14 protein-coding genes are annotated in these 14,118 nt (G+C 60.1%); 10 read left to right on the forward strand and 4 right to left on the reverse strand.

Annotated features, from left to right (window positions below; genetic code table 11):
- Positions 1 to 11 precede the first annotated feature (11 nt).
- From H6G07_RS12750 to H6G07_RS12760, 3 genes are all read left to right on the forward strand, one after another.
- Positions 12 to 902 (forward strand): M23 family metallopeptidase, encoded by an 891-nt coding sequence (locus H6G07_RS12750; protein WP_073608525.1) that lies wholly within the window; start codon positions 12 to 14, stop codon positions 900 to 902.
- Between the two features lie 80 nt (positions 903 to 982).
- Positions 983 to 1,783, forward strand: coding sequence for a peroxiredoxin-like family protein (locus tag H6G07_RS12755; protein ID WP_073608524.1), 801 nt, complete (start codon positions 983 to 985; stop codon positions 1,781 to 1,783).
- An 8-nt stretch (positions 1,784 to 1,791) separates the two neighbouring features.
- Positions 1,792 to 2,190 carry a DUF1622 domain-containing protein gene (locus tag H6G07_RS12760; RefSeq protein WP_073608523.1) on the forward strand — a complete coding sequence of 133 codons (399 nt, stop codon included), beginning with the start codon at positions 1,792 to 1,794 and terminating at the stop codon, positions 2,188 to 2,190.
- A gap of 35 nt (positions 2,191 to 2,225) precedes the next feature.
- Here H6G07_RS12760 and H6G07_RS12765 read toward each other — a convergent pair whose 3' ends face one another.
- Positions 2,226 to 3,578, reverse strand: coding sequence for a hemolysin family protein (locus H6G07_RS12765; RefSeq protein ID WP_073608522.1), 1,353 nt, complete (start codon positions 3,576 to 3,578; stop codon positions 2,226 to 2,228).
- Positions 3,579 to 3,742: 164 nt separating this feature from the next.
- Between H6G07_RS12765 and ureE the strand changes: the two genes are divergently transcribed.
- Positions 3,743 to 4,213, forward strand: a complete 471-nt coding sequence (gene ureE / locus H6G07_RS12770) for an urease accessory protein UreE (RefSeq protein WP_073608521.1) — start codon at positions 3,743 to 3,745, stop codon at positions 4,211 to 4,213.
- Entirely contained in the window at positions 4,200 to 4,913 is a 714-nt protein-coding gene (locus H6G07_RS12775) for an urease accessory protein UreF (protein ID WP_073608625.1), read from the forward strand. The genes ureE and H6G07_RS12775 overlap by 14 nt, the downstream gene beginning before the upstream one ends.
- A gap of 60 nt (positions 4,914 to 4,973) precedes the next feature.
- Here H6G07_RS12775 and ispG read toward each other — a convergent pair whose 3' ends face one another.
- Together ispG and H6G07_RS12785 are read right to left on the reverse strand one after the other, a co-directional pair.
- Positions 4,974 to 6,212, reverse strand: a complete 1,239-nt coding sequence (gene ispG, locus H6G07_RS12780; RefSeq protein WP_073608520.1) for a (E)-4-hydroxy-3-methylbut-2-enyl-diphosphate synthase — start codon at positions 6,210 to 6,212, stop codon at positions 4,974 to 4,976.
- A gap of 179 nt (positions 6,213 to 6,391) precedes the next feature.
- Positions 6,392 to 7,096, reverse strand: coding sequence for an MBL fold metallo-hydrolase (locus H6G07_RS12785; RefSeq protein ID WP_073608519.1), 705 nt, complete (start codon positions 7,094 to 7,096; stop codon positions 6,392 to 6,394).
- A gap of 184 nt (positions 7,097 to 7,280) precedes the next feature.
- Here H6G07_RS12785 and H6G07_RS12790 point away from each other — a divergent pair, with 184 nt between their 5' ends.
- Both H6G07_RS12790 and H6G07_RS12795 read left to right on the forward strand, forming a co-directional pair.
- Complete coding sequence (locus H6G07_RS12790; protein WP_338420701.1) at positions 7,281 to 8,708, forward strand: site-2 protease family protein; 1,428 nt, start codon at positions 7,281 to 7,283, stop codon at positions 8,706 to 8,708.
- A 46-nt stretch (positions 8,709 to 8,754) separates the two neighbouring features.
- Positions 8,755 to 9,147: a hypothetical protein gene (locus tag H6G07_RS12795; protein ID WP_073608517.1), complete on the forward strand. Its 393-nt coding sequence runs from the start codon at positions 8,755 to 8,757 to the stop codon at positions 9,145 to 9,147.
- A 97-nt stretch (positions 9,148 to 9,244) separates the two neighbouring features.
- Here H6G07_RS12795 and H6G07_RS12800 read toward each other — a convergent pair whose 3' ends face one another.
- Entirely contained in the window at positions 9,245 to 10,636 is a 1,392-nt protein-coding gene (locus H6G07_RS12800; RefSeq protein ID WP_073608516.1) for an NCS2 family permease, read from the reverse strand.
- Positions 10,637 to 11,079: 443 nt separating this feature from the next.
- On the opposite strand from H6G07_RS12800, the gene H6G07_RS12805 reads away from it, so the two are divergent.
- The 3 genes from H6G07_RS12805 to H6G07_RS12815 all read left to right on the forward strand — a co-directional run bounded on the left by H6G07_RS12805 (position 11,080) and on the right by H6G07_RS12815 (position 14,100).
- A complete protein-coding gene (locus H6G07_RS12805) occupies positions 11,080 to 11,235 on the forward strand; it encodes a hypothetical protein (protein WP_171973011.1) in 156 nt (51 codons plus the stop codon).
- A 384-nt stretch (positions 11,236 to 11,619) separates the two neighbouring features.
- Positions 11,620 to 11,814 carry a heavy-metal-associated domain-containing protein gene (locus H6G07_RS12810; protein ID WP_073608515.1) on the forward strand — a complete coding sequence of 65 codons (195 nt, stop codon included), beginning with the start codon at positions 11,620 to 11,622 and terminating at the stop codon, positions 11,812 to 11,814.
- Between the two features lie 33 nt (positions 11,815 to 11,847).
- Positions 11,848 to 14,100, forward strand: coding sequence for a heavy metal translocating P-type ATPase (locus H6G07_RS12815; protein ID WP_073608514.1), 2,253 nt, complete (start codon positions 11,848 to 11,850; stop codon positions 14,098 to 14,100).
- The last annotated feature ends 18 nt before the right edge of the window (positions 14,101 to 14,118 follow it).

Here is a 14,118-nt window from a genome sequence, read left to right on the forward strand (position 1 = left end):
AGGACGGAGCTATGGAGCCGAACCGAGACCCCCGTTTGCTGACCCGGCGATCGCTGTTGGCCGCTACCGCCGCAGGCTCCATGGCCGTGCTGCTGAGTCGCCCGGCCCAGGCCTACGAGGTGGTGCTCAATCCTACGGCCCCAGAGCTGGGCGACACCATCTCCGTGATTGTCACCCCCCGAGATCCGGCGGCCACGACTCCCCCCAAGGTAACGGTCAACGACAGCCTTGAATATCCCACCTTCCCCATCGACGGCAATCGGTTTCGGGCGCTAGTGCCCACCAGCCCGCTGAACCCTCCCGGTCGCATGGTGATTCGGGTAATCGGCACAGAAGAAACCCGCAACCTAGCAGTGGGGCTCAAAAACCGCAACTTTCCTACCCAGCGCATTACCCTGTCGCCTAGCCAGAGCGACCTGGGCACCCAGCACGAGTTCGACCGGGTCGCCGCTTTCAAAAACATCGTCAGCCCTGAGCGCTACTGGAATGGGCCGCTGGTACGCCCCAACCAGGGCCGTACCAGCACTCAGTACGGCGTGCGCCGCTACTATAACGGTGTATTTGCCCAAGACTACTACCACCGAGGCCTTGACTACGCCTCGCCCACCGGCTCGCCCGTGATGGCTCCCGCTGCCGGGCGGGTTGCCCTGGTGGGGCGCGTGGCCGACGGCTTTGAGCTGCACGGCAACACCGTTGGCATTGACCACGGTCAGGGGGTGCTCAGCATTATGATTCACCTCAGCCGCATTGACGTTAGCGAAGGGGCCATGGTGCAGCCGGGGCAGGTGGTTGGGGCCGTGGGCAGCACTGGCGCGGCCACCGGGCCGCACCTGCACTGGGGGCTGTATGTCCACGGGGTGTGTGTAGACCCAACCCCCTGGCGCGATCGCGGCTTTGAGTAGGGCAGGTGGGTGGATGGGTAAAGGGTGATAGCGTGCGCACTGTCCCACGATCCGAAACAGCATTTTCAAACCATCGCCCCATGCATAATTCCAGTAGCAGCTACGAAATTTTGGCCCTAACTCAGCGGCAGCGGGTGAGCGATGGACAAACAGTGCCTCTGCTGAAGGGTTGTGAGGGAGCCGCCCAAATTTTAATGCTGGTGTGGCCTCAACTGGGCGACTTCGACAGCTTGGAGTATGCCTGGTGGTTGCAGCGCGAGGCTGACACAGGGTGTCAGCGGGGAATTGCCGTACGAGCGGTGGGCATTGGCGATCGCGCCTCCGGCCAAAAATTCTGCGATTACACCGGCTTCCCCGCCGCATCGCTGTTTGTCGATCAAACCGCCGCCCTGCACCGCGAGCTGGGGCTGTACCAGGGGCTGACCCTCAAGCCACCGGGCCTGAAACCAGGACAAGCCGCATGGCTCAACCTGATGCTGATGTGTGCGGGTATTGCTAGCCCAGGCACGTTGCGGGAAGTGCTGCGGGGCTATACGGGCGATCGCCGTGCCCCCCAGCTGATCGGTGACGAGGAAGTAGTCAAAGCTGGCCCCCTACCGCCGCTGACCGGCAAAGCCTTTAACCTTGTCGGCGGCAGCGGCTTTCAGCGACCCATCGAACTGGCTACCCTGCGCCTGCGCAACATGACTGAGGTGCTGAGTCACTGGAGCACCTACGTGCCCGATGCTGCCTACCTGACCCAGCGCGGCGGCACCTTTTTGTTTGATCGCCAGGGAACTTTGCTGTACGAACATCGCGATCGCGGCATTCTTGGCTTTGCTGAGACCATGGCCAACCCCCTCGCATTTCTAGACGATCGCGTGCCCGCTAACCAGGTTTGAGGGCGGCTATGGCATGGCTTGAACCTCTAGAGGCGCTGCTCGAAGACATTGTCTTAGTCGTTGCCTTTTGCCTAGAGGCCATCTCGGTGCTGTGCGTGGTAGCAGGGTTATGCCAAACCGCGCGCTTGGCCTTGAGACTCAATCGCCATCGTCGGGGAAAAGAGTTTCCGTTTAACCAGGTGCGGCTGCGGTTTGGCACTTGGCTGGCTTTAGCCCTAGAGTTTCAGCTAGGGGCCGATATTTTATCGACCACCGTGGCACCCACCACCCAAGATTTGATCAAACTGGGGGTGATTGCCGTAATTCGCACATTTCTCAACTATTTTTTAGATCGAGAAATGGCCTCTGAACTGGCCCTGGTGAAAGAGCAAAAGACGTTGGACAAAGACGCCATCAAAGGTCGCTAAATCGAGCCTTAGAGGCGCGTGCATCGCCCGCTAGCTTATCTCGCCACGTCCTCATCGTCCCGAGAGAACGACGTCAACTCCGATCGCGACGGCAAATTTTGCAGCAGCACCTTGTCCACGCGGCGGCCATCCATATCGACGACCTCAAACCGCAGCCCTTCCCATTCAAAAAAGTCACCCGCATTGGGAATGCGGCCCATCTGGCGAATGATGAAGCCCGCCAGGGTGTGGTAGTTGTCTTCGTCTTCGGTCAGCTCTTCGCGGTGGAGCAGGTCTTTGAGGTCTTCCACCGGCAGCAGCCCGTCGAGCAGCCAAGAGCCATCGTCCCGCTGGGTCATCATCGGGTCGTCGGCGTCTTCTAGGGAGGGCAGATCGCCTACGATCGCCTCGACCACGTCGTTAAGGGTGACTAGTCCCTCCACGCCGCCATACTCGTCGAGCACCATGGCAAAGTGGGTGCCCGAGGCCTTAAACAGCTCTAGCACCTTGAGCACGTAGGTGCTCTCAGCCACAAACAGGGGCGGTTGCACCAGGCTGAGCAGGGTTGTTGGCTCGGTGTTTTGGCTGAGGTAGTTGGGCAGCAGCGCCTTGAGCGACACTACCCCCACGCAGTCGTCGATGCTGTCGTTGCACACCGGAAAGTGGGAGTGGGCGCTCTGCATCACCAGCTCGCTGTGCTCAGCAAAGGAGGCATCGACATCTAGCCATTCAATATCGGTGCGGGGGGTCATGATCGCGCGAATGGGGCGATCGCCCAGTTGCAGTACCCGGCCCATCATTTCCTGCTCGGCCACCTCAAAGGTGCCAGCCTCGGTGCCCTGATCGATCAGCAGCCGCAGTTCGTCTTCGGTAATGGCGGCTTCAGGGCGTTCTTTGAGGCCCAAAAGGTTGACTAAAAAGCTGGTAGACATGCCCAGCAGCACCACCAAAGGGGTGGCCAATCGAGACAGCCCCTTCATGGGGCCAGCCACCTGGCAGGCAATGGCCTCGGGGTAGCTGAGGGCAATGCGCTTGGGCACCAGTTCGCCCACCACCAGCGATAGGTAGGTAATTAGCCCCACCACAATCGCCAAACCGAGCACATCGCTGTAGGGGGCCAGGGCAGGAACTTGGTTTAGCGTCTGGCTCAGGCTGGTGGCTACGGTGGCTCCCCCCAGGGCACCGCTGAGAATGCCAATCAGCGTAATGCCAATCTGTGCCGTCGAGAGAAAGTCGTTGGGGTTGTTAGCTAGCTTGAGGGCGAGCCGCGCCTTAGCGTTACCGCGCCGGGCCTGGTGTTCTAGGCGAGCCTTGCGAGCTGACACCAGGGCAATTTCTGACCCTGAAAATACCCCATTGGCCACGATCAGCAGAAAAATAAGCACACTTTTGAGGGCAATATCGGACATAGGGGGAGGTTGAACGATGAGAAAAGAAGACAACAGCGAGCTAGCCTAAACCACAAAACCGTATGACATCTATAGCAGGTTTATCACTCTGTATTGAACGACATATCCGCCTGCTGTGGTAAAACGATTTAGTGGCTGGCCCCCTATCCTATCGCTGAGCTGTTTTGCTGACTGTCAATCGTATCTTGCCCCCCGATGGGGTCGCCCCTGTGGTCGCCACCCTGTCGCTGACGGCGGGCGATCGCGCCAAATCGCGCCACCGCTTCACCGCAGACGATGGCACCGCTGTCTATCTCAACCTGCCGCGCGGCACCGTGCTGCTGGGGGGCGATCTGCTGGGGGGCGATGATGAAACCGTCATTCGCATTGTGGCTAAGCCAGAGCCGGTGGTGGTGGTCACGGCCCAATCTAGCTTTGACCTGATGCGGGCCGCCTACCACCTGGGCAACCGCCACGTCTCGCTAGAGCTGGCCCCAGACCGCCTCACCCTAGAGCCCGACCCCGTGCTCGAAGCCATGCTGCACCAGCTAGGCAACTTAGAACTCGCCGCCGCCACCCTGCCCTTTGAACCTGAATCTGGGGCCTATCGCCCTGCCGCCCACAGCCAGTATGGCCACAGCCATGATCACAACTAAGGCCCAAGCCCTGCTGCGGCTGCTACAGCTCACCAGCCCAGCCCTGCCGGTGGGAGCCTACAGCTATTCTGAAGGGCTAGAAACCTTAGTCGAGCAGGGGGTGATTGCGACCTCCGCAGATATGCTCCATTGGCTCACTCAAGAATTAACCTACGGACTGGTCGTGCTCGATGGTGCTGTCGTGGGGCTAGTGCATAGCGCTGCCACCCAGGCTGGTTTGGTGGCTCAACCGGAGTTCTCTATGGCTGAGGCGATCGCCCGCCTCAACCAAGACCTCTCGGCCCTGCGCGACAGCGAAGAAACTCGCCAGCAGAGCTGGGATATGGGCCGCGCCCTGGTGCGCATGGGCACCCACCTACACCCCGATCTCAAGCCCTGGTTTAGCGCGGCGGGCAGCCCCTGCAACTTTGCTGTGGCCTTTGCCCTGGTAGCGGCCCGGTGGGAGATTGATGCCCCATCGGCGGTGCTGGGCTACCTGCACAGCTGGGCCGCTAACTTAATTACTAGCGCTGTCAAGCTGATTCCTTTGGGGCAGACGGTGGGGCAGGAGATGCTGCTGGAGCTGTATCCGGTGCTAGAGGAGGCGGGCGATCGCGCTCTGGCCATCCAAGATTTGGCTGACCTCTCCCTCAGCAGCTGGGGCACATCGCTGGCTACCATGCAGCACGAAGCTCTCTACACGCGACTGTTTCGGAGTTAGGAGTATTCGGGGGCAGAGGCCAAGGCTCAAGGTCTCACCTGAACTCCTGAACCTTAAACCCTAAACTTTGACGTCCGGCTCCACCCATCGGCCATCGGCCTTAATCAGGTTAATCAGCTCCGCCACCCCCTGCTCCTCTGGCACCTTCTTGATCTCATCGCGACCTCGGTATAGCGAAATGTAGCCGGGGGTTTTGCCCACGTAGCCGTAGTCAGCATCGGCCATCTCGCCCGGCCCGTTGACAATGCAGCCCATCACCGCAATATCGAGCCCGGTGAGGTGCTTGGTGGCCTCGCGCACCTCGTGGAGCACGTCTTCGAGGTTAAACAGGGTGCGACCACAGGAGGGGCAGGCCACATACTCCACCATGGTTTTGCGCAGGCCCAGCGCCTGCAAAATGCTGTAGCAGACCGGAATTTCTTTTTCCGGCGCTTCCGTCAGCGAGACGCGAATGGTGTCGCCAATGCCCTGGGCCAGCAGGGTACCGATACCAGCGGTCGATTTGATCCGGCCATACTCGCCGTCGCCCGCTTCGGTGACGCCCAGGTGTAGGGGGTAGTCCATGCCCAGCTCGTCCATGCGATGGCACATCAGCCGGTAGGCCGCCACCATCACCGGCACCCGCGACGCCTTGAGCGAAATTACCAGGTTACGGAAGTCTAACGATTCGCAGATGCGGATAAACTCCAGGGCGCTCTCCACCATGCCCTCGGGGGTGTCGCCGTAGGTAAACAGCATGCGCTCGGCCAGCGACCCGTGGTTGACGCCAATGCGCATCGATTTACCCTGGTCGCGCAGTGAAACCACCAGTGGCTCTAGGGTTTCGCGAATCTTGGTGCCAATGTCTTCAAACTCAGTCTGGGTGTAGCCGGTGCGGCCCGCCTGGGGTTTTTCAAACACGTAGAGGCCGGGGTTAATCCGCACCTTATCGACATGCTTGGCCACCTCCAGGGCAATCTTCATGCCGTTGTGGTGCACGTCAGCCACCAGGGGCACGGGCTGGTAGGTGTCTTCTAAAATTTTGCGAATGTCGGCCAGAGCCTTGGCGTGGGCCATGCTGGGCACGGTGACGCGCACAATTTCGCAGCCGATCTCGTGCAGGCGGCGAATGGCAGCGGCAGAGCCCTGGATATCCAGGGTGTCTTCGTTAATCATTGACTGCACCACCACCGGATGACCACCGCCGATGGTGATACTGCCCACGGGCACCGGGCGAGTCTGGCGGCGGTGAATGGTGGTGTCGAAGGGGTCAAAAACGTTAGCAGAAGCCTGGGAAACGGGATTGGGAAGCGTTTGCATGGCCTGGGCTCAATGGTTGCCGGTGCTGAGACTTAAGGGGGGGTGGGGCGATCGCAGGGGCCGGTGCTGGCCCTCGCACATCCACCTCCCAGAGTGCCACAGAATGGCCGCCAAGAGACGCTAGAACCGCAAAAACTGCCGCAAAATCGCGGCGGCATGGGCGGCTCGATACCTCGATCTCAAAGCAGCGGTTGCACCCCGCGATAGGTCTCGATATCGATTGCCTGAAGCCGTTCGTAGGCGCGATCGATGGTGCGCTGCCCCCGCAAAAAGCCCGTGCTTGCCCCCGGACAGATGTGGGCCAGAGTTTCCTTCGAAAAGCGGGTTTTTATCGCCTCTACCTGCTGGAGCTGGCGGGGCCAGTGAAAGGTTTTAGACAGGCGCAGCGGCTCTGGCTCACCCAAGCGGCTGGGCAGCAGGTGTCGCCCGGTAAACAGCACGCCACCGTGGGCGCGGTAGTAGAGGCAGGCCGACCCTGGCGAGTGGCCCGGCGTCCAAAAAGCTTCTAGCTCGGGGCTAAAGGTAACGCTGTGGTGAAACGTAGTGGTGGGGGTATCGGGCAGCAGGTAGGCCTCCTGCTCTTGAATCACCACCTCGCAGCCCAGAGCTTTTTGAATCGCGGCGGCCCGACCCAGGCTGCCCCGGTGGGTAATGAACAGCCGTTGCACCCCACCCTGAGCCGCCAGCCAGGCCCGATTTTCCTCATCCCAGGCCGGGGCATCAATGAGTAGATTGGCGGGCAGCCCCTGGGCGGTGTTGTTTACAATAAAGTAAGCCGTAGCTCCCTGGGTGTCGCGGTTGGGGGCAAAGGCATAGACGGTGTCAAACACCGGGCGCGGAGCCTTGGGGCTGGAGGATGAAACCGGCACTGAAGCTGCTGTCATGGAGACGGAGAAGGGGTGAGAAAAACCGTTGAGACGCCTATACTAGCTGAATCGCGCCCCCCTCGCCTGGGCTAATTTTGTTGGGTCAGCCGCCTAAAAACGGTGATTCTGGTTTTGATCGTTGCACTCCACTGGCTACTCGATGGTGTTTTTCTGGCTTATAGTTCTTGGTCTGGTGACCTATATGCTGCTTCAGCGCAGCGTTAGCCGCATCACCCGTACCCCCGTGGGGCTGCTGTGGCTGGTGATGATGATGCCAGCGTTTGTTTTGACTGCCTGGGTAATGGTGCATGGCAATGAAGAGCCTGCCCCCACCGCCCTGCTGCTGGGTCTATTTATTGCTTGCCCGCTGCTCTACTGGGCGTTAATTCAAAAGGGACGCATTGAGCCCCAGACAGCTAAGTCCAAGGCCGAGTCAGGCGACGCTTCCCCCCCGCTGCCGCCTCTGTCTAAACCTACCCTACGCCCCATCGACAAAGACGAAGAGGCGATGCTTCAGGGCTGCTTCCCTTGGTCGGTGTATTATCTGCAAAACATTGAGTACCGCCCCCAGGCGATGATCTGCCGAGGGCAGCTACGCTCGACACCCACCGTGGCCTACGACACGGTAAAAGAGAATATTCGCCGCCACTTTGGCGATCGCTTCCTCGTCCTTTTTCAGGAAGGTCTTCAGGGCAAGCCGGTGTTTGCGCTGGTGCCCAACCCTCAGGTGGAGAAGGGCGATCGCAGCGCTCAAACCCTGACCCGCCCAGGGCTGGCCCTGGGTCTGCTGCTCGTTACCCTGTTTACCACCACCGCCGTGGGCACCTACCTGGCGGGCGTCACCGAAGAACAGCTTCAGGCCACGCCCGCGCTGATTTTGCAGGGCTTGCCCTACGCCCTGGGGCTGCTGATCATTCTTGGCTGCCACGAGATGGGCCACTACCTGGCCGCTCGTCGCTACAAGATGCGGGTTACGCTGCCCTACTTCATTCCGGTGCCGTTTTTCTTAGGCACCCTGGGGGCGTTCATTCAGATGAAATCCCCCGTGCCCAACCGCCGCGCCCTGTTTGACGTTGGCATTGCCGGGCCGCTGGCGGGTCTGGTGGTGGCGGTGCCGCTGCTGTTGTGGGGGCTGAGCCAGTCCACCATCGTGCCGATTCCCGAAACCGGCGCTAGCCTGCTCAATTTTGAGGCCCTAGACCCTAAGGCCTCCGTGATGCTGACCCTGCTGTCGAAGCTGGTGCTGGGATCGGCGGTGGGGGCCGATGAGGCGATTCACCTGCACCCGATCGCGATCGCGGGCTGCCTGGGCCTAGTCGTCACCGCCCTCAACCTGATGCCCGTGGGCCAGCTCGATGGCGGCCACATCGTCCACGCCATGTACGGTCAGCGGATTGGCGGCATTGTGGGCCAGGTGGCTCGGCTGTTGGTGTTTGGTCTCGCCCTGGTGCATCCCGAGCTGATGATTTGGGCAATTTTGCTGTTCTTTATTCCAGCGGCAGATCAGCCCGCCCTCAACGATGTCAGTGAGCTAGACGATCGCCGCGACCTGCTGGGGCTGGTGGCCTTGACACTGTTGGTTATGATTGTGCTGCCAGCGCCGGGCATTCTTACCCGGCTGCTGTATTAGCCCCAGGGCTGCCCCTTAGTTCTGGCCCTTGTTTTGGATAACCGCCATGTCCCAAGACCTGACCCAGTGGATTGCGGAGGTGCGCACCCTCCAGCGGCAGTTGGCCGACACCCAAAAAGAGCGCGACCAGGCCTACAACAGCGCTGCCAACTGGCGTCGCCTCTACGAAACCGAAGCCCGTCAGCGGCGCGAAGACTCGATCGCCTTTCAGGCCCAGATCGACGCGCTTCAGCAGCGCCTCGACGCCGACCCCGGTGCTGTGTTCGAGAAAGATTTGTCTACCGTCAACTCCCTCCAGGGTTTGCAGGAGCGCCTCGACGGGTTGGTGCAGCAGTGCCAAGACCTCACCCAGCAGTTGCAGGCTGAGCAGGCGGCCCATGCCCAGACCCGCCAAACCCTCACCGCTGCCCTGGGCGACACCTTCGACGCGCTGAAGTAATGGACTGCTCAACCCCCTTTTTTCAAGAGGGCAGGGGCTCGGCAGGAGAATAATGCTGCACCCAATCGCTCTTCAACGACCGTCTTAAGATTTACCCCTAGCCGCCCGCGACGAAGATATAGCGCAGCAAGAAAATAGCGGCCAAAATCCACATGCCAATGGTGGTCTGCGAGGTTTTGCCCTGGAAGGCTTTGACCAACGGGTAGGCAATTAGTCCCATGGCTAAACCTTCGGCAATGGAGAAGGCCAGGGGCATCATGATGATGGTCAGAAAAGCGGCGATCGCATCGGCAGGCTCATCCCAGTCGATGTTCTTAGTCGCCGACATCATCAGCACCCCCACGATGATCAGCGCCGGGGCGGTGGCAAAGGCCGGAATGCCCTGCAATAGCGGGATAAACAGCACCGACACCAAAAACAGCGCCGCGACCACCAGGGCCGTAAAGCCGCTGCGCCCCCCTTCAGAAATGCCCGAGGCCGACTCAATGTAGGTCGTCACTGTCGAGGTGCCCAGCACCGCCCCGGCGGTGGTGCCTACGGCATCGGCCATAAACGCCTTTTCGACCCCAGGGAAATGGCCATCACTGTCGATATAGCCAGCCTTAGAGCCCAGCCCGGTCAGGGTGCCAATGGTGTCAAACAAATCCACAAACAGGAACACAAAGACAATGCTCACCATTTGCCAAAAGTTGATGCGAAACAGTTCTCCCAACCCGACAAAGGCCTGACCAAATAGATCGACCGGGGCCGGAGGCACTGCCATTAGCCCCGTCGGCCAGGGCGACACCCCTAATAACCACGCCAGCACTGAGGTACCCAAAATGCCCCACAGCAGTGCCCCCGTCACCCGCCGAGCGAACAGCGCTGCGGTGATGCCCAGACCGAGCAGGGCCATGGCCGTTTGGGGCGATCGCAGGTTGCCCAGCGCCGTCAACGTGGCCTCCGACGGCACAATAATGCCTGCCCCCTTCAACGCGATATAGGCAATAAACAGACCAATTCCCGCCGTGGTGGCGTGCTTCACCGCATCGGGAATAGCCTCTACAATCTGGCCGCGCACATTGGAGATGGTCATGAGGATGAAGATCACCCCCTCAACCAGCACCGCCGCCAGCGCTACTCTCCAGTCAATTCCCAGGCCTAGCACCACCGTAAAAGCAAAATAAGCGTTGATGCCCATGCCAGGGGCTAGGGCAAAGGGCAGCTTGGCGTAGAGCGCCATCACCAGCGTAGCCAGGGCCGCCGACAGGCCCGTGGCCATCACCAATTCTCCGAACAGATCGCCCGACTCGCTGAGAAAGATCGCATTCGACAAAATGGCCGGGTTCACAATCAAGATGTAGGCCATCGTGACAAAGGTGGTCAGCCCCGCCAGCGACTCGGTGCGAAAGTTGGTGCCATGGGCAGCAAACTCAAAAAACTCAGCGATTTTGTTCCCTGGCCCCGCCTTGGGCGGCGCTTGGGGCAGTTGTTCAGTGGGTTGGGTCACGGTTAGACCTCCTTATAAGTGGATCGGCAATTGGCCCCTATAGACCCCCAAGGCCAATAGACTCAGCCCTAGTCCACGACATCTACCCCATTGGATCTGCTATCAGAGCTACAATCTCTGGTCTTTCATGCCGCTACATCCCCAAGCGCTATGTTCAAAGCCAGACGCAGGGCGGCTTCGCCTGAGGCCATTACTTTCGCCAGGGCCAGCGGGTGCCCATTTCTGTTGCCGCTGACCAACCCAGGTACAGCACCAGCAGGGCAACACCCAAAAGAAAAGGGCCTATATCATCGGGCATAGACAGAGGTGCTCTAGGGTGAACAAAGCTGCCCCTTAGACTCTAAGCGATGGGGCGATCGCTGCCAACGGCCCGATCAAAAGTGCTGCTAGCCCGTGGGGGTTTTGTTTTGGGCACCCTAGGCCGGTTACCTTTGGATTAAAGCATGGACGCCTTCGACCTTTGGGCCATGGCCCCTGACTACTACGGTCAGTGGGACAATATTGCAGCAGCCCTAGTGCTTTCCCTGGTGCTGGGTTGGGTACTGGCCGGTTTTCCAGGTATCCCCCGCACCTGGCTCAACGATGACTGGCGACAGTAGGCAACAACAGCCCTCAGCACTGGGGTGAGAGGTCAGATGCAGCCGTGCATTGAGAACTGCTAATGGGCAACGATACCCAAATGCAGGCCTGTGCCGAGATGTGTCGCCGCTGGGCAGAAACCTCTCGCCGCCTGGGCATGGCGATTGGCTGAGCCATTGCTGGCTGAGCGCCTTGGCAAGAGCGCCCCGGTACGGGCTGATAAAACCTAATGGCTAAGGCAATGGGGGGCATAAAGACTATGTCCCCCATTGTTTTTTTCGACTGATAGGCAGAATACCTAAACAGCAGAACAGATCACTTTACAAATTGTTTGGTTTGCCCCCTTGACTCTCCAGCGCACTGGAGGCTTCAAGATGAATCCATACAAAGTTTAGAGGTTTGCCATGGCGCTTAAATTTACCGTTCCCGATCTAGCCTGCTCTGCCTGTGTAGGCACCGTGACTCAAGCCATCCAGGCGATCGATACCACCGCCCAGGTCAAAGCTGACCCCACCACAAAGCAGGTTGAGGTTGCCACTGTCGCCGCCGAGGCGGCCATCAAGCAGGCCATTGTCGAGGCCGGCTACACCGTTGCCTGACTCCGCAGCGATTCACCCTCGAGGACAACACCCATGGAAAATCAACTGCTAAAGCTGCAGGGCATGAGCTGTGCCGCCTGCGCCAGCAATATCGAAGCGGCCATTCGCGCAGTGCCTGGCGTGGAGGTGTGCAGCGTTAACTTTGGCGCTGAGCAAGCCGCCGTCACCTACGACCCCCACCAAACCAACCTCACCCACATTCAGGCGGCGGTGGATGAAGCCGGGTACGGGGCGCAGCCCCTCAGCGACGACCCGCTGACTGCTGAGGACGATGCCGAGCGCAGAGAGCGAGAGGCCGAGCACCGCCAGCTCACCCGCAAGGCTGTATTTAGCTTAGTCATTGGCGGCATTTTGGTGATTGGCTCGCTGCCGGTGATGACTGGCCTGCCGATTCCCTTGATTCCGATGTGGTTGCACCATCCCTGGTTACAGCTAGTGTTGACTACGCCCGTGCTGTTCTGGGCCGGGAATTCCTTTTTTATCAACGCCTGGAAAGCCCTCAAGCGCCACTCTGCCAGCATGGATACGCTGGTGGCGGTGGGCACGGGCACCGCGTTTCTCTACTCGCTGTTGCCCACGTTTCATCCCCAGTGGTTCATTGACCAGGGGCTCAATCCCGATGTGTACTTTGAAGCCGCCGCCGTCATCATTGCCCTAATTTTGCTGGGGAGACTGCTGGAAAATCGGGCCAAGGGCCAGACCTCCGAGGCGATTCGCAAGCTGATGGGGTTGCAGGCTAAAACCGCGCGGGTCATCCGCGCGGGCCGCGAGTATGACATTCCCATTGCGGAGGTGGTGCTGGGCGACGTGGTGCTGGTGCGGCCTGGGGAGAAAATTCCGGTCGATGGCCAAATTGTCGATGGCGCTTCTACCCTCGATGAAGCGATGGTGACCGGCGAAAGCGTGCCTGTGCAGAAAACCGTGGGCGATGAGGTAATTGGGGCAACGCTGAACAAAACCGGCAGCTTCAAGTTTCGCGCCACTCGCGTCGGCAAAGACACCTTTTTGGCCCAGATCGTCAAGCTGGTGCAGCAGGCCCAGGGGTCGAAGGCTCCGATTCAAAAGCTGGCGGATCAGGTGACGGCCTGGTTTGTGCCCGCCGTAATGGCGATCGCGATTCTCACCTTCATCGTCTGGTACAACGTCATGGGCAACGTGACGATGGCGCTGATTACCACCGTGGGCGTGCTGATTATTGCCTGCCCCTGTGCGCTGGGCCTAGCCACGCCGACCTCAATCATGGTGGGCACGGGCAAAGGGGCTGAGAACGGCATTTTGATCAAAGGGGCCGACAGTCTGGAGCTGGCCCACAACATTCAGGCGATCGTGCTCGATAAGACGGGGACGATTACCCAGGGCAAGCCCACGGTGACCAATTACCTAACCGTGAACGGCACTGCCACCGAACTGCATTTGCTAAAACTGGCCGGAACGCTGGAACGCAACTCTGAGCATCCCCTGGCTGAAGCGGTGGTCAACTACGCCCAAGCCCAAGGGGTGGCCTTGGAAGATCCCCAAGGCTTTGAGGCCGTGGCGGGCAGCGGGGTTCAAGGGTCTGTTGCCGGGCAGCGGGTGCAGATTGGCACCCACCGCTGGATGAACGAACTCGGCATCGTCACCGATCGCCTGCAAACTCAATGGGAGCAGCTAGAGTCTCAGGGTCGAACGGTGGTGTGGCTGGCGGTAGATGGCACAGTAGAGGCGATTCTGGCGATCGCCGATGCAGTCAAACCCTCCTCTGCCGCCGCTATTGCCACTCTGCAACGCATGGGCCTAGAGGTGGTGATGCTGACCGGCGATAACCGCCGCACCGCCGAGGCGATCGCCCGTGAAGTCGGCATTAGCCGCGTCTTTGCCGAGGTGCGTCCCGACCAAAAAGCTGCTCAGGTCGAACGCCTGCAACGGGAAGGCAAGGTCGTGGCGATGGTGGGCGATGGCATCAACGATGCGCCTGCCCTGGCCCAAGCGGATGTCGGCATGGCGATCGGCACCGGCACCGATGTGGCGATCGCCGCCAGCGACATCACCCTGATCTCCGGCGACCTGCACGGCATTGTCACCGCCATTCAGCTCTCCCGCGCCACCATGGCCAACATTCGCCAAAACCTGTTCTTTGCCTTCATCTACAACGTCGCGGGCATCCCGATCGCGGCGGGCATTCTCTACCCCATCTTCGGCTGGCTGCTCAGCCCCATCGTCGCCGGAGCCGCCATGGCCTTTAGCTCAGTGTCGGTGGTGACAAATGCCCTGAGATTGCGGAACTTTAAGCCCAGGCTGCAAGGGTGATGGGGTAGGTGGAATTCA

This window comes from Phormidium tenue FACHB-1052, from assembly GCF_014696675.1.
Taxonomy (GTDB): Bacteria; Cyanobacteriota; Cyanobacteriia; order Phormidesmidales; family Phormidesmidaceae; genus Nodosilinea; species Nodosilinea tenuis_A.

Excerpts from the sequence above, each read along its gene's own strand:
- H6G07_RS12750 (WP_073608525.1), top strand. The coding sequence starts at position 12 with ATGGAGCCGAACCGAGACCCCCGTTTGCTGACCCGGCGATCGCTGTTG.
- ispG (WP_073608520.1), bottom strand. The coding sequence starts at position 6,212 with ATGCAAACGCTTCCCAATCCCGTTTCCCAGGCTTCTGCTAACGTTTTT.
- H6G07_RS12775 (WP_073608625.1), top strand. The coding sequence starts at position 4,200 with ATGATCACAACTAAGGCCCAAGCCCTGCTGCGGCTGCTACAGCTCACC.
- H6G07_RS12815 (WP_073608514.1), top strand. The coding sequence starts at position 11,848 with ATGGAAAATCAACTGCTAAAGCTGCAGGGCATGAGCTGTGCCGCCTGC.
- H6G07_RS12765 (WP_073608522.1), bottom strand. The coding sequence starts at position 3,578 with ATGTCCGATATTGCCCTCAAAAGTGTGCTTATTTTTCTGCTGATCGTG.
- H6G07_RS12790 (WP_338420701.1), top strand. The coding sequence starts at position 7,281 with ATGCTGCTTCAGCGCAGCGTTAGCCGCATCACCCGTACCCCCGTGGGG.
- H6G07_RS12760 (WP_073608523.1), top strand. The coding sequence starts at position 1,792 with ATGGCATGGCTTGAACCTCTAGAGGCGCTGCTCGAAGACATTGTCTTA.
- H6G07_RS12785 (WP_073608519.1), bottom strand. The coding sequence starts at position 7,096 with ATGACAGCAGCTTCAGTGCCGGTTTCATCCTCCAGCCCCAAGGCTCCG.
- H6G07_RS12810 (WP_073608515.1), top strand. The coding sequence starts at position 11,620 with ATGGCGCTTAAATTTACCGTTCCCGATCTAGCCTGCTCTGCCTGTGTA.
- H6G07_RS12795 (WP_073608517.1), top strand. The coding sequence starts at position 8,755 with ATGTCCCAAGACCTGACCCAGTGGATTGCGGAGGTGCGCACCCTCCAG.
- H6G07_RS12755 (WP_073608524.1), top strand. The coding sequence starts at position 983 with ATGCATAATTCCAGTAGCAGCTACGAAATTTTGGCCCTAACTCAGCGG.
- H6G07_RS12805 (WP_171973011.1), top strand. The coding sequence starts at position 11,080 with ATGGACGCCTTCGACCTTTGGGCCATGGCCCCTGACTACTACGGTCAG.